Here is a 14769-nt window from a genome sequence, read left to right on the forward strand (position 1 = left end):
TAGGGTTGATATCTATTAATTGGCAAGCTTCGTCACGGTTCCGCGCTGTTTGGCATCAGATCCTACCATTCCAAATTCAAAGGTATACGAATTTTTTGATGTCGTCAAGATTTTCATGCCAATAGCTTTTTCTTCAGCCATATTTTTGGGATGTAATTTTTGTAAAATATATTCACAATCATTTACCCAACGAATACTTGCGGTATCTGTTTTCCCTTCAAAAGTCTCAATTTCTATGCTATCATTGCGTTCAAAGAAGGTGGTTTTTTTAACTCCATTCACTTCATATTCAAACTTGAATTTACCAATTTTAAAATCCTTACAATTTCTATCCGCATCATAACAAGACACGAGTGGTAGTAAGAATATGAATAGTACTATTTTTTTCATTTGTTGTTTTTTATAGTTTTTTTGAACCTAATCCAGCTGTTTGTTGCAACTCATAATACTGTAAATCTTTTTTTCTAGTGCCATAAAAGGAGCTTCCGTTGGTCGCTCTTTTAAGCCAAGAAAAAAATAGCTTTCCAGTCTCATGGGTTTTCACTTCCATCTGGGGTAAAATTAGTGTATTTTAATGTCATATTTGTCTAATAAACCACCAATTCCTTGCGTTGAAAACTTCGCTTTTTTCATCGGATTGTATTCTGGATCTATGATGTAATCTGTGGCTTTAGTAAAGTCACTTCCTGCTAATTGCGTGTTGTTAAATAGCGCTCCTTGTAGCGAACTCCCATCAAAAATGGAACCCGTTAAATTGGTTTCAGAAAAATTGACTTCTCGTAACGAACACGAAATAAACTTGGTTTTGGGCATCTTTTTATTGGTAAAAGAGGCATAATCCAAAACACATTCTTCAAACTCCACTTGGAATAAGAAATCATCACATTCATCAAACAAAATCCCTAATAGTTTACAGTTTTTAAATTGTACTCCTTTTAAACTAGCACTAGCTAATCTAGTCATAGAAAGATTACAGTCTTTAAATACACAATCCATAAAGGTAGCATTGGACAAAACCGCATTGGATATATCACAATTTAAAAAAATACATTCTTCAAATTCTTGATTGCTTATCGAGTTATCAAACGGATTGATTTTTTCAAATGTTTTTTGAAGGTGAATTGGGTTTTTCATTAGTCGTTAAATAAGCTTTTCATAATTGTCTTCAATCCTACATACATTAGGTACATGGCAATAAAACAAACAATCACCCCAACGCTTAATACCAGATAATGCCAAATGTTTTGCTTGTTCATAAAAGCATTATGAATTATTGTTGGTCCTAAAAATAATAGCGGTAAGGCCCCTGCTAAATACCTTATTCCTTTTGATAATAATTCTTTGTTAGTCGCCATTGTTTCTTTTAAAATTTAAGGTTTGAAGCTTTTGAAAATGCAAAGTAGGTACAAGTACTATCTTTATTGCGCTAGATAAAAATCAACAGCTTTTCTCACGCTTCCGTATTCTGTAAGTAATGCAGCACCTTCTTCGTAGGTAACCGGAATTTCGTCCATGATCATTTTTACACCGCGGTCAACAAGTTTACTATTGCTGAGTTGCATATCAACCATTTTGTTTCCTTTCACTTTCCCAAGTTGGATCATGGTAGCAGTTGAAATCATGTTGAGTACTAGTTTTTGTGCCGTTCCTGCTTTCATGCGGGAACTTCCTGTAACAAATTCAGGTCCTACAATTACTTCAATTGGGAATTTCGCTGTTTGTGACAAAGGACTTCCAGCATTACAAGAAATACTTCCTGTGGTTATGTTGTTCTCATTACAAGCGTGTAAACCTCCAATAACATATGGAGTAGTTCCCGAAGCTGCAATACCAATAACAACATCATTTTCATTCACTTCAAAGGCTTGCAAGTCAATCCAGGCTTGAGTTGGGTTGTCTTCGGCATTTTCAACAGCTTTACGAATGGCTGTATCACCACCAGCAATAATCCCTACAACTAAATCAAATGGAACGCCAAAAGTAGGCGGACATTCGGAGGCATCAACAATACCTAATCTTCCTGAGGTGCCCGCTCCTATGTAAAATAGACGACCGCCTAATTTCATTTTAGTGACAATTGCGGTTACTAAATTTTCAATTTGTGGCAATGCTTTTTCAACAGCAAGAGGAACTGTTTTGTCTTCTTGATTGATATTTGACAACAATTCCTGAACCGACATTTTTTCTAAATGTTCGTATTTTGAGGATTGTTCGGTAGTTTTTGTAAAAGTCATTTTTAGTATAATTGGACAAGTCCAAAATTAACCTTTTTTATCACATTCCCGAAATTTTCTATTTTTTGTTTCAAGTTTTAAAAGTTTCAGATTTGCTTGCTATTTGTACTAATTTACTAATTTTTACAATTTAATTTCTTCTGAATCGAAAGGAATTCAAATTGTTGGGACTTGATCTAAAATACTATATTTGTTTAAATATTATAAGTTAAATGGATAAATTAAGCTTACTGCAGGGCATTGGTCGGATCTCCGTTTTTGTTTCTTTATTTCTTGCATTTTTTTTAGTAACGGTTAAAACCAAAAATAAATTAGCAAATCGTTTATTTGCGTGTTTTTTTATTTTTTCAGCGATCGATCTTTCTGGTTTTTTTATTGATGCGGTTACTCGTATTGAGTTGAATTTAGAGATTTTTAGATCTACAGCCTGTTTGTTTGGAATGCCTTTATTTTATCTTTCGGTACTGGCAGTCTGTTATTCTGATTTTAGATTAAAGTGGAAGCACGCATTGCATTCAATTCCTTTTTTATTGGTCAATTTGGTTTTTATTCCAAGGATTTACCTTAGTAACTACATAGAAAGAGACACATTTGTTACAATACTTAATCAAATGCCAGAGATATACCTCATTCAGATTTTAATTGAATTTCAATATGTATTTTATATCGTCAGTGTTTTTATAATTTTAAAAAAGTATAGAGAAATCTATCTAGAAAATTACGCTGATTCGAGTACTGCTACTTATAAATGGCTATTTCAAATAACTTGTGTTTTTCTTATTGCACATTCAATTGTTGCATTAAAAAATATATTACGTTATACTGGGTTTAGAGAGATGTTTCTTTGGATAAATGTGCTTGTAGGTGCTGTTGCTTTGCTTATAACATGCTGGTTTATCATGAAAGCGCTCAACCATCCCGAACTTTTTAGAGGTGTTAATTCTAAATTGAAATTAGCAAAAGATATTCTGCCTGAAGTTGAAGAAAAAACAGAATGTAAAGATGTTCATAACAATGCTATTTCCAGTAAAATTTCGAAATTGAAACAGTATATGGATGATAAAGAGCCTTATCTTGATCAATCGCTTACAATTCAGGAGCTTGCCAATCAAATTAATATTCCAGTTCGCGATTTATCTGTTTTAATAAATCATCATATGAATCAACATTTTTTTGATTTTGTTAATGAATATCGCATCAAAAAAGCGATGGGTATTTTAAAAGATCACTCTAAAAGTCAGCTTACGGTTTTAGAAATTTTGTACGAAGTGGGTTTTAATTCGAAATCTTCTTTTAATACTTCTTTCAAAAAATATACGAATTTAACTCCTACTGCATACCGAAAAGCTTTGTAATAAGCACTTTGTAAAAAGTCGTACACTATGTCTAATAAAGTCGAACTGATTTCTTCACGAGAAATTGGTTCGACTTTTTTTTGTCGGTCGCATAACTAAAGTTTCTAAGGCAACTTTGCTTCATAGTAATCGAAACAAGTTTTTAAAAAATAGAAATCATGAAAAAAGCAAATTACCTTATCTTTTTATTAGTACCATTCTTTTGTTTAGCACAAGCATCATTTAAACTGAAAGGAAAAATCTCAAGTGAAACAACTCCATTAGAATGGGCAGATATTTCGGTATCCAATTCAGAAGGAAAAATTATTTACGGGACAACCTCAATGAAAGATGGTAGTTTTGAAATCAATCTTAAAAATGGGTTTTATAAAATTGGGGTTACCCTTAAAGGATTTAATGAATTTGAAAAGGAAATTTTGATAGAAAAAGATATTGATTTAGGAACAATCCTTTTAAAAGAAAGCGCAACCGGTTTGAAGGAGGTTATCATTCAATCTAACAAGAAAACGATCGAACAGAAAACAGATCGCCTAGTTTATAATTTTGAAAATAATGTTACAACGGTTGGCGGAGACGCTTTAAGTGCTATAAATACAGCACCTGGAGTTGTGGTACAAAATAATACAATCAATATTTTAGGAAAAGGAACTTCTCGCGTTATGATAGATGGACGCATGATTGAATTGATAGGAGAGGAACTGAATAACTATTTAAAATCGATCTCGGCAAGTGACATTAAAAATATTGAAATTATCAGCAATCCCCCATCAAAATATGAGGCGGAAGGAACTGGTGGATTAATTAATATTGTTATGAAAAAAGGAGTTCGTGATTCTTGGAAAAATACAACTACACTTTCTTATGATCAAAATAAATATGGTATTACAACTTTAAGAGATAACTTTTTTTACTATAAAAACAAGTTCAGATTTGCTGCTAGTGTGAATGTAAAATCAGGTTATTTAAATGATAAAGATGATTTTAAAATGTATTTTCCTGATGGACTTTCGCATTTAAAAAGTGAAACAAAGGTAAAAACCGAAAATTTTTCAGGTAAGGCAGCCCTAGATTATGAACTTTCAGAACGAACAACTATAGGATTTCAATTTTTACGTGATAGAAATAATCCAGATTTTAAATCGGATATTAGAATTGAGAATTACAATACCCAAAATGATTTGGATAATATTACACTGAATAAAAGTTTCACCGATAAAGGATCTCGAAATCAAACTTACAACGCACATTTAATTACCAAGTTGGATAACTTAAAACGAAAACTATCTTTTGATATTGATTATTTTGATTACGGTTCCAATTTTAACCGAAATTTTGTAGCTAAAAATTATATGCCAGACATGATATTTGTTGATGTGAATCAGTCAGGAAGAAATGTTTCAAATCAGGATATTAAAAACTGGAGTTTTAAGGCCGATATGGAACATCCACTTCAGGCAGTCAATTTATCTTACGGTGCGAAAATGAGTTTTACAAATAGTGAGAGTGATGTACTATACTACAATACAATTATAGGATTTCAAGAATTAGATCCGAACCAATCCAACCGATTTAGATACACCGAAAATAATCATGCGCTGTATGTTAATGCCAATAAAAATTTGGGAGAAAGTTGGAGTTTTCAAATGGGTGTTCGATTAGAAAATACTCATACAACTGGTTTTTCTGAAACTTTGAATCAGGAAAAAGTTAATGATTATTTGAAATTATTCCCAACTTTTTATGCTTCCTACAAGAAAAACGAAAGCAATACTTTTAGTTTAAATTATGGTAAAAGAATTAACAGACCACGTTTTGACTTATTGAATCCGTTCAGGATTTACATCAACAGCAATAGTTATTCCGAAGGAAATCCGTTTTTAATACCGTCATTTAGTGATAATTTTGAGTTTTCACATTCTTATAAAGAAATTTTGAGAACAAGTGTTTTTGTCAATTCAATTACAGATGGCTATGGTGTTTTGTTTACCTCAAATCCAGAGACCAATACACAGATTATAACCCGTGAAAATTATTTTAAAAGCTTAAATTATGGAATAGGGGAAAGTTACTCAGCAAGTTTTACAAATTGGTGGTCTAGTGAAAATTCATTATACTTTTTGGGAGCAAAAACTGAATTTATTAAAGACATCAATGCTAAACCATCAAACAGTTTACAAATTGATTTTTCGACAAATAACACTTTTTTATTAGGCAAAACAACAAAATTGCAAATCGATTTTATGTATACAACACCATTCAAAGAGGGTTTGTATAAAGTAGGGTATGCCTCGAGTTTTGATATTGGTTTCAAACAGGATTTGTTTAATAAAACCATGCAGATTGCTTTTTTAGCTAATGATATTTTTAACACCTCATATTTAAAAGATTTTACTTCGGTTGTTAACGGTGTAAAACAAGTGTATAGTCAAAACAGCAGTAGTAGATTCGTGCGATTATCTTTAGTTTATAATTTTGGAAACAAAAAGATGAATCTACAACAGCGTGATTTTGGAAATAAGGAGGAAAATAAAAGAACAGGAAGTAATTAGAAAGTTTAAAGTTAAGAAACAGAATCTAACCTATTTCTGTTTCTTAACTTAAAAAATTATATAAAATACGCCAATGCAATTCCTATCACAATCATTGAAACCTTAGCGATATTGAACTTGTGGCCTTCGCTGCTTTCAAAAATAATGGTAGATGAAATATGGAATAAAATCCCTATCACTATTGCTGTGATTTGGGTGGTATATTGGCTAATAAATGGCAAATAATCAGATGCGAGTGTGCCTAGTGGCGTCATGATGGCAAAGGTAATCATGAAGGCAAAAATTGCTTTTGGATTGAGATGTGAATTGATGAAAAACGTAGTCAAGATAATAGCAATAGGCAAGTGATGTATTGCAATACCAATGGCTAAATTATCATGTTGATGACCCACAGGAAAACCTTCTAAAAAAGCATGAATGCATAAGCTGATGAACAATAACCAAGGAATGTGATTCATGTTTTCATGTCCGTGTACGTGTCCATGCTCTGCGCCTTTGGAGAAAAACTCTAGTATGATTTGGAATAGAATTCCTAACATGATAAAGATTCCAATACTGCTTTGATTGCTTTCATAAACCTCAGGAAGCAGATGCATTACCGTCAACGACAATAAAAACGAACCACTAAAAGCTAAGAGTAGCTTTAAGTTGGTCTTGTTTTTTGGCTTTAATATTGAGGCAATGATATACCCTAAAAGTACAGAAAGTAAAGGTAAAAGGTAATTCATTGTTATTTAAAAATCATTATCAGTCGTTCACTATCTGTTTTATGGAATTTTTTCAGTTTGTAATCTCCAAAGATGTCCAAAAGATAAATTCCGGCTTGGTCCATTAATACTTCAAAATCTTTTAGCGTTAGTGCTTTTACTTTTTCGGTGAAATGAAATTTTTGACCTTTGTCCTCGAAGCTAATATCTTTATAAATATGACCTTCTTTTTCATACCTCGTGATGTGAAAATCAATTTCATCAACCGTTTTAGTTTCTTCTGGTACCAAAGTTTCGAGTACATGATTTACATTCATGAAATCAATCACTGCAAAACCATATTCTGACAAGCTTTCTTTGATGGCTATAAGTGTTGTCAAGTTGTCTTCGTCATTTTCAAAATAGCCAAAACTGGTGAATAAATTAAATATGGCATCAAATTTTTCCTCAAAAGGCTCACGCATGTCATGAACTTTGAATTGTAATTTTTCATTAGCATTTTTATTCGCTTCGGCGATACTATTTTCAGATAAATCGGCACCAAGTACGGTAAAACCCAATTGATTTAAATATATAGAATGACGGCCTTTGCCACACGCTAAATCAAGGACTTTAGCATTTTCTGGTAAATTCAGATAATGGGTAAGATTGTCCATAAAAACTTGAGCTTCCCTGTAATTTCTATCCTTATATAAAATGTGATAATAAGGAGTATCAAACCAAGAGGTGTACCAGTTTTCTGTTGATTTGGGTTGATTTTCAAGGGATGTATTTTGAGATGCAGACATTTATTCTTTTTCAATTAATTCGATTGATGCAAATTTAGTGTATTTTTGCAACGAATACTTGATTTTACAATGGAAAATAATTATAAAATGATTGCCAAAACCTTTTTTGGTTTTGAAGAAATACTAGCAAAAGAATTGCAAAACCTAGGCGCACAAAATGTAGAGCAAGGGGTACGAATGGTTAGTTTTAAAGGTGATAAAGGGTTTATGTACAAGGCTAATTTATCGTTGCGTACCGCTTTAAAAATTTTAAAACCCATTTATTTTTTTAAGGCCAATAATGAACAAGGATTATACAAAGGTATTGCGGGAGTAAACTGGTCTAAATTATTGAATGCGAACCAGACTTTTGTTATAGATACCACAGTACATTCAGAATATTTTAATCACTCTGAATTTGTTTCTCAAAAATGTAAAGATGCCATTGTAGATCAGTTTAGAGAAAGAACAGGTCAACGACCTAGTATTGATAAGGTTCACCCTGATTTAAGAATTAATATTCATATTGATAAAGACCAAGTTTCGGTAGCGCTAGATACATCTGGGAATGCATTGAACCAGCGTGGGTATAGAACTGCAACAAATATTGCACCTATAAACGAGGTTTTGGCCGCTGGAATTTTATTACTTTCAGGTTGGGATGGTCAAACAGATTTTTTAGATCCAATGTGTGGATCAGGTACTTTTTTAGCCGAAGCAGCCATGATTGCGTGTAATATTCCAGCTAATATCAACCGAAAAGAATTTGCTTTCGAAAAATGGAATGATTGGGATAATGATTTGTTTGATGCTATTACGGATAGTTTATTAAAACGTGTTCGCGAGTTTCATTATACCATAAAAGGATATGACAAAGCTCCAAGTGCGGTTCAAAAAGCGAAAGACAATATTAAAAATGCCAATCTTGACGAATACATTTCAATAGAAGATCAAAACTTTTTTGATTCAGAAAAAACTTCTGAAGGCAAATTGCATATCGTATTTAATCCACCTTATGACGAGCGTTTGGATATTCACATGGAGGAATTTTATAAGAATGTTGGCGATACTTTAAAGAAAAATTATCCAGGTACAAACGCTTGGATGATCACTGCAAACTTAGAAGCATTAAAACATGTAGGTTTAAAGCCTTCAAGAAAAATTAAACTTTTTAATGCAGGTCTTGAGGCGCGATTAGTAAAATATGAGATGTATGAAGGCAGTAAAAGAACAAAATTTGCTTCGTCCGTTAGATCAGAGGATTCAGATCAAGACACAACTGGTGCTGAATAAGTAATATCGAATTTTTTACTTTAAAACTTTAAGACTTATAAAAAATGACAAAAAAGCAAATACAAGCATTTGTATATCAACTAGCAAGCTTTGCGGTTTTATTTATCGCTGCAAGATATGCTATTGCTATGTACACTAATTTAACTGGTTTTTGGATTCCAATAACAGCATTTGTAATAGGAACTTTAGTAGCTCCAAAGTTTCAAGCCGTACAAACCAAAGATGGTGAAAAATTATATATGAAATGGATTTTCATTAAAGGATTCAAGGAAATAGGGTAGTATAAAATCCTATAAGTTTTATTTTTAAATATAAAACGCATATTCACTAATTACTTTGTTAAGTTCTAATAGTGAATATGCGTTTTTTTATACTACTTTTTTGGAATTACAGCTGGCTTTATTTTCTTTTTATAAATAGGAACAAAGTACGTTACCGTATAATTGAATCCTACTCCAAAACTCCCATCGTACGTTCTATTAAATCCCGGAATGTATAAGTTAGAGAAATTCTCGGGCTCTTTATTAGTTACCAATCGATTCAAACGAAGGCTGAAGCCCATAAAAACATTGTTAAATACTTTTGCTTTTATACCCGCAACAACTTCAATCCAACTTGCAGACAAACCATTAAATTTTTGTCCTGAGTTTATAATCGGTGTTTCCTGAAAGTACGGATTGGCATTATATATGCGGTAATTGTTTAACTGCTGATTGAACGTGCTAAAACCATAACGAAGACCAATTGAAATGATGTTTTCCATATCCAGCCAGTTTTCATATGCATTGTAATCAAAACCTGCTTTTATGTAACTTCCTTTTGTGGTGAAATTTACTCGGTCATCAGCTGTGGTTTTATTTTCGTTTCCAAGCTCTGCAGCTAAAAAGTACCTTTTTGTCAGTCTGTAATCACCCACAAGTTCTAATCCCTTATAATCTTTGTCATAAAGTGCACGAGTTACTTTATACAAATCTAAACCTACACGAATTCCATATCGATCAGTTTTAGCTGCAACTGAATCTTTTTTTTCGGTCTTAACATCAGTCGGGACTAGTTGTAAAGGCTCCTTTTTTGTCTGTTTTTCGAGTGTAGTTTTTTGCGGGGCAATAGGTTTTGGTACTGCTCCTTTGGGTGTTGTTTCTTGAGCTTGCATTACAGCAAACGATAAAACGAGAAAAAAACTAAAAAAAGATCTTAATATGTGTTTCATTTTCGTTTTCGATGTTATTTTTTTCAACTGATATGAACTTGATCCATTTTTGATTTGCAGCTGATGCATCAGTATGGGTATAGGGTGTTGTTGAGTCTAATGTAAAAATGCTTTTGTACCCGCATGCTCTTGAAACAAAAAGTTCCTGTGTTTTATAATTGAAACGGATAATATCTTCATCAACTAATGCTAGATTTGGATTTCCCGAGTTTAGTGTAAAACTAAAACTCGTTGAATTTCCTACCGTTTTTAGTGGAATTGCAATACTAGTACCGTTTGTGGTTTGGGTACCGTTAAATAAAATTCCATCAGTCTTGCCTTCACCTACCACTTTCAAATTAGTTACATTTTTCTTAATTGATGGGTTTTCAAAATCGAAAAATTCAATTATTAATCTTGGGGTTGTAGGGGTTTTTGGATCGCAGATATCGTCTTTTTCACAGCTTGAGAAAGAGAGTGCTAGAGCAAATACGAATAAAATTATTTTTTTCATTTACATTGTAATGTTTCCCCTTACCGGGTAAGGTGTCTATCTTCTTTCTAATAAAACCACATTTTCTACGTGATGCGTTTGTGGAAACATATCCACAGGACGTACACGAGTTACCTTGTATTTCTCATCCATTAAGGCTAAATCGCGTGCTTGGGTAGCCGAGTTACAACTTACATAAACCACTTTTTCTGGAGCAATTTTTAAGATTTGTTCAATAACATCTTTGTGCATACCATCTCGGGGTGGATCGGTAATAATGACATCTGGGTGACCATGTTGTGCTATAAACGCATCATTAAACACCACTTTCATGTCTCCAACAAAGAACTCACAATTCGTGATCTCATTTCGAACGGCATTAGCTTTTGCATCTTTTATAGCATCAGGAACACTTTCTACACCAATTACTTTTTTAGCTTTTTTAGAAACAAACTGGGCGATAGTTCCTGTTCCAGTATACAAGTCATACACTACTTCATTTCCTGTTAAACCTGCAAAATCTCTTGTGATTTTGTACAATTCGTAAGCTTGGTCTGAGTTGGTTTGGTAAAAAGATTTGGCATTAATGCTAAATTTCAACCCTTCCATTTCTTCTAGAATGTAATCTCTTCCTTTGTATAGCTTGATATCCGTATCATACAACGTATCGTTTGCTTTATTATTAACTACGTATTGCAACGATGTAATTTGCGGAAACTTTTCATAAAGATGATCTAAAATCAACTCTCTGTTGGCTTTATCATTTTCGAAAAATTGAATCAATACCATAATCTCACCCGTTGAGGCAGTTCGTAACATTAAGGTACGTAGCAAACCTTCGTGTGCTCTGGGGTTAAAAAAAGTTAATCCATTTGCATTTGCAAAATCTCTAACTTCATTACGAATGGCGTTTGAAGGATCTTCTTGTAAATGACATTTATTGATGTCAAGAATTTTGTCCCACATTTTAGGGATGTGAAAACCTAGAGCATTTCGGTTACCCAAATCTTCGGTGCTTTCAATTTCAGCTTCGGTTAACCAACGGCTATTTGAAAACGAAAATTCCATTTTATTTCTGTAAAAAAACTTTTTTTCTGAACCCAAAATTGATTCAAATTCCGGAAGTTCTATTTTTCCAATGCGTTGCAAGTGGTTTTTGACTTCGTTTTGTTTGAAAACCAATTGTTGATTGTAGTTCATGTTTTGCCATTTACACCCTCCACAAACACCAAAGTGCTCACAGATAGGATCTACACGATGCTCTGAAAACTCATGAAAATGAACTGCTTTACCCTCATAATACGCTTTGCGTTTCTTGAAAGTTTGCACATCAACTACATCTCCCGGAACTACATTCGGGATAAAAACTACTTTACCATCCGGTGCTTTTGCTACCGAAACGCCTTTTGCACCAGCATCAAGGACTTTTATTTGATGAAAGACAACTTTGTCTGTATTTTTCTTAGCCATAGCGCAAAAATAAGTGATTGAAAGGTTTTATAAATTCAATTTTACAAATATTTTTCAATTTTAGTCAATTAAAGCCAATGAATAAGAAAAGAGATGCCACTGTTGTGGTTTTTTTTTAATATTTTTTTTAAAAATGATACAAGTTTTTATAAATATTTATAGAAAAGAACAGCTCAGTTTTTAATTTATTTACCGAATTTTGCACTATCGATTACTTAAAATAGACGCCTATGAAGCTTTATGAAAAATTGAATGCGATTCCTTTTTTGAGAAAAAGATATGCGAGTAAATTTCTTTTTGTTGCTTTTTTAGGAATTCACATTCCATTAATAGGAGTTTCTATTTTTCTTCTTTTTGGAAACCAAGAATTGCAATCTACTATGGTTCTTGTAGTTACTTTAGTATTCACATTACTTGCAACATTGATAACTTTATTGGTGCTGAAAAAATTAATAAAGCCAATTGAGCTTGCCTCTAGCGCATTAGTAAATTATAGAAATAATAGAATCATACCTAATTTACCTACTCAATTTCAAGATGAAACAGGATTGTTATTGGCCAATATTCAATCCTCTATAGCAGATTATGAAGCTTATATTAATGATAAACAAGATTTAATCTATTTGTTATCACATGACTTACGGGGTTTTGCTGCTAATTCTCAAGGGCTTTCTACATTAATTTTAAATGAAAATCCCTCTGAATTAATAGCAGAGTATTCCAATTTAATCACATATTCGACTAATCAGCAACTTGCATTCATTGAAACTTTAATTACACTGATACGTGATGAAGACGAAATATCAAAAAAAGAATATTTTGTAAACCAAATAGATTTCAATACCGTTTTAAGTAAAGTTTCAGGCCAGTTAGCCGCAAAATTGATTTCTAAAAATTGTACTTTAGAATATGCAACACAGTTGCCTACTGCCTTAATTCATTTAGATGAGGATTTATTAGTGCGTGTTTTAATTAACCTTACTGATAATGCTATTAAGTTTTCGTTTCCAGACAGTATTATCAGAATCAATTTGATACAAGACGATAAAACTATTCTTATTCAAGTCACAGATACTGGTTTGGGATTTAAAAGCCAAGATATTGAGCATTTATTTGATAAGTTCACATCAAAAAGCCGTTTAGGGACAAATAATGAAGCCTCAACAGGAATAGGGTTGTATTTGTGTAAAAAAATCATAGAGAAATATAAAGGTCACATTTATGCAGAAAGCAATGGCATGAATCAAGGTTCTACTTTTTCTGTGAGGTTAGATCTCAAATGATTTTTTTTAGAAAAAGGCAATTTTAAGTTGTTCAAGTTCTAAAAAAACATATTGTTTATGACTCTTTATTTTCTTTGAATTCAATCAAATAGACTTCTTTTTTCTCCTTAGTTTTTACGACTTTTAAACCGTATTGAGATTCTAGCTGCTGGATCATCTTATCTAAACTCTGTGTTTTTAGAGTAATGTTGTACTTGTTTTTTGTGTTAGGAGTTTGATCGTTAAATAATATGTTTTTGTGGTTGCTAATGGCATATGCTAAAGTTGCTAAGGTTCCATTTTCGATACGAATTTCTTTAGAAGAGATTGTTGTAGCATTTGTAATTTTTGATTCAGTTGCCAAACTTTTTGCTAACAAAGCTGGATTTACAATGCTCATATTCCAACTTCCTTTTTCAATATTTTTTTTGATAATAGTGAAGCCTAAATGTTTTTTAAGTTGCTCAAGGGCTAGTTTTTTTGTTTGTAGCGTGTCTTTTGTTTTATTTTTAAAATGAAAATTGTAACTTTTTTTTGTTTCTAGTGAGTCGTTCTCATCTATTAATTGTTCACTAGTTTGTAACATATATGCTAGCAAAGGTTTGATTGTTGTATTAGTGTATGCTAAACTGTCTACATAGTTTTTATAAGATGCGTCAGAAAAAGCATCCTTGTTTTGCTCTATTTTAATGCTGTATTTAGGGGTGTTTTCATCAACATTAATCATCATACTATTCATTCCAAGGATTGAAATTCCTATAAAAATAGCATTATGAATGGCATGCATCATGTATCCTGCTAAAAAACCTTGTTTTACTCGCAAGAAACCGGTTATAAGTCCCATCATAATTTGTGGAGCTACTAAAAGTGGTGATAACAATAATACATTTACGGTTATTTCGAAATTGAAAATGTGAATAAAACCAAACAACAAGGCCGAGAAAAAGAAAACTGTAGCATAGTATTTTGTCCAAATGGTTTGCAGTTTGTCGTTTGTTTTTTGTCGCGCTGCTGTACCACCAAAAGAGGCAAATCCTAGGATAATTTGAATAACACTATTGAACTGATATCGTAAATACAACCTAAAAATTAATTCTTCAAAAAGTGGAATTATAAATACAGCTAAAATAAAAAACAATGGAATTGGTATTGTTTTCATCATTTCTTGAATCGAATGATTTTCAGTATCAATCCATTCAAGCTTCTCTAGTCCGCTAATTATGCCTATCATCAGTAGCAGAACAGGCATCTCAAGTATAATAAAAGCAAGTACGTTTTTAAGTCGTTCTAAAAAAGTTAGTTCGGCTCCTTTTTGATCTGTTGGATTTTTTAAAAAAGAAATAAAATTTTTTAAATTTTCATTAATGTTCTCGGAGAAAGAGTGGCTCATAGTTTTTTGGTTAACGGGTAATACCTGATCGATTTTAAACAAATCGTAAGATATTTAGTA

The 14769-nt window shown here is 32.3% G+C and carries 16 protein-coding genes; 5 read left to right on the plus strand and 11 right to left on the minus strand.

From position 1 onward, the window contains the following. Window positions 1-15 precede the first annotated feature (15 nt). The 5 genes from K5V07_RS05270 to murQ all read right to left on the minus strand — a co-directional run bounded on the left by K5V07_RS05270 (window position 16) and on the right by murQ (window position 2234). Entirely contained in the window at window positions 16-390 is a 375-nt protein-coding gene (locus K5V07_RS05270) for a DNA topoisomerase IV (protein WP_221916668.1), read from the minus strand. Window positions 391-400: 10 nt separating this feature from the next. Continuing rightward, the gene (locus tag K5V07_RS05275) at window positions 401-550 is read right to left on the minus strand and encodes a hypothetical protein (RefSeq protein WP_221916669.1); all 150 of its coding nucleotides are present in this window, start codon (window positions 548-550) and stop codon (window positions 401-403) included. 11 nt (window positions 551-561) lie between these two features. Next, complete coding sequence (locus K5V07_RS05280; RefSeq protein WP_221916670.1) at window positions 562-1134, minus strand: pentapeptide repeat-containing protein; 573 nt, start codon at window positions 1132-1134, stop codon at window positions 562-564. Continuing rightward, on the minus strand, window positions 1134-1355 hold the full coding sequence (locus K5V07_RS05285) for a DUF6095 family protein (protein ID WP_144892395.1): 222 nt from the start codon (window positions 1353-1355) through the stop codon (window positions 1134-1136). The genes K5V07_RS05280 and K5V07_RS05285 overlap by 1 nt, the downstream gene beginning before the upstream one ends. A gap of 63 nt (window positions 1356-1418) precedes the next feature. After that, on the minus strand, window positions 1419-2234 hold the full coding sequence (gene murQ / locus K5V07_RS05290; RefSeq protein WP_221916671.1) for an N-acetylmuramic acid 6-phosphate etherase: 816 nt from the start codon (window positions 2232-2234) through the stop codon (window positions 1419-1421). A 212-nt stretch (window positions 2235-2446) separates the two neighbouring features. Between murQ and K5V07_RS05295 the strand changes: the two genes are divergently transcribed. Next, window positions 2447-3589 (plus strand): AraC family transcriptional regulator, encoded by a 1143-nt coding sequence (locus tag K5V07_RS05295; protein WP_221916672.1) that lies wholly within the window; start codon window positions 2447-2449, stop codon window positions 3587-3589. A 158-nt stretch (window positions 3590-3747) separates the two neighbouring features. Continuing rightward, window positions 3748-6138, plus strand: coding sequence for an outer membrane beta-barrel family protein (locus K5V07_RS05300; RefSeq protein WP_221916673.1), 2391 nt, complete (start codon window positions 3748-3750; stop codon window positions 6136-6138). A gap of 56 nt (window positions 6139-6194) precedes the next feature. Here the strand turns inward: K5V07_RS05300 and K5V07_RS05305 are convergent, their stop codons facing one another. Both K5V07_RS05305 and K5V07_RS05310 read right to left on the minus strand, forming a co-directional pair. Then, on the minus strand, window positions 6195-6866 hold the full coding sequence (locus K5V07_RS05305) for a ZIP family metal transporter (RefSeq protein WP_144892387.1): 672 nt from the start codon (window positions 6864-6866) through the stop codon (window positions 6195-6197). Window positions 6867-6868: 2 nt separating this feature from the next. Next, window positions 6869-7633: a bifunctional 2-polyprenyl-6-hydroxyphenol methylase/3-demethylubiquinol 3-O-methyltransferase UbiG gene (locus K5V07_RS05310; RefSeq protein WP_182651087.1), complete on the minus strand. Its 765-nt coding sequence runs from the start codon at window positions 7631-7633 to the stop codon at window positions 6869-6871. Between the two features lie 69 nt (window positions 7634-7702). Here K5V07_RS05310 and K5V07_RS05315 point away from each other — a divergent pair, with 69 nt between their 5' ends. Together K5V07_RS05315 and K5V07_RS05320 are read left to right on the plus strand one after the other, a co-directional pair. After that, window positions 7703-8905, plus strand: a complete 1203-nt coding sequence (locus K5V07_RS05315) for a class I SAM-dependent RNA methyltransferase (protein ID WP_144892383.1) — start codon at window positions 7703-7705, stop codon at window positions 8903-8905. A 44-nt stretch (window positions 8906-8949) separates the two neighbouring features. Further along, complete coding sequence (locus K5V07_RS05320; protein WP_144892381.1) at window positions 8950-9186, plus strand: hypothetical protein; 237 nt, start codon at window positions 8950-8952, stop codon at window positions 9184-9186. 92 nt (window positions 9187-9278) lie between these two features. On the opposite strand, the gene K5V07_RS05325 is transcribed toward K5V07_RS05320, so the two are convergent. Genes K5V07_RS05325 through rlmD form a run of 3 tightly spaced genes read right to left on the minus strand, consistent with a single transcriptional unit; the run spans window position 9279 to window position 12057 of the window. Next, on the minus strand, window positions 9279-10115 hold the full coding sequence (locus K5V07_RS05325) for a DUF6048 family protein (RefSeq protein ID WP_221916674.1): 837 nt from the start codon (window positions 10113-10115) through the stop codon (window positions 9279-9281). Next, window positions 10087-10608 (minus strand): DUF6452 family protein, encoded by a 522-nt coding sequence (locus tag K5V07_RS05330; protein ID WP_221916675.1) that lies wholly within the window; start codon window positions 10606-10608, stop codon window positions 10087-10089. Before K5V07_RS05330 ends, K5V07_RS05325 begins: the two co-directional genes overlap by 29 nt. Window positions 10609-10644: 36 nt before the next feature. Then, on the minus strand, window positions 10645-12057 hold the full coding sequence (gene rlmD / locus K5V07_RS05335; RefSeq protein WP_221916676.1) for a 23S rRNA (uracil(1939)-C(5))-methyltransferase RlmD: 1413 nt from the start codon (window positions 12055-12057) through the stop codon (window positions 10645-10647). A gap of 230 nt (window positions 12058-12287) precedes the next feature. Here rlmD and K5V07_RS05340 point away from each other — a divergent pair, with 230 nt between their 5' ends. Further along, the gene (locus K5V07_RS05340) at window positions 12288-13340 is read left to right on the plus strand and encodes a sensor histidine kinase KdpD (protein WP_221916677.1); all 1053 of its coding nucleotides are present in this window, start codon (window positions 12288-12290) and stop codon (window positions 13338-13340) included. Between the two features lie 55 nt (window positions 13341-13395). Here K5V07_RS05340 and K5V07_RS05345 read toward each other — a convergent pair whose 3' ends face one another. Beyond that, window positions 13396-14709 (minus strand): CPBP family intramembrane glutamic endopeptidase, encoded by a 1314-nt coding sequence (locus K5V07_RS05345; RefSeq protein ID WP_221916678.1) that lies wholly within the window; start codon window positions 14707-14709, stop codon window positions 13396-13398. Window positions 14710-14769 lie beyond the last annotated feature (60 nt).

It is taken from the genome of Flavobacterium sp. CHNK8 (genome assembly GCF_019774515.1).
Lineage (GTDB): Bacteria > Bacteroidota > Bacteroidia > Flavobacteriales > Flavobacteriaceae > Flavobacterium > Flavobacterium tiangeerense.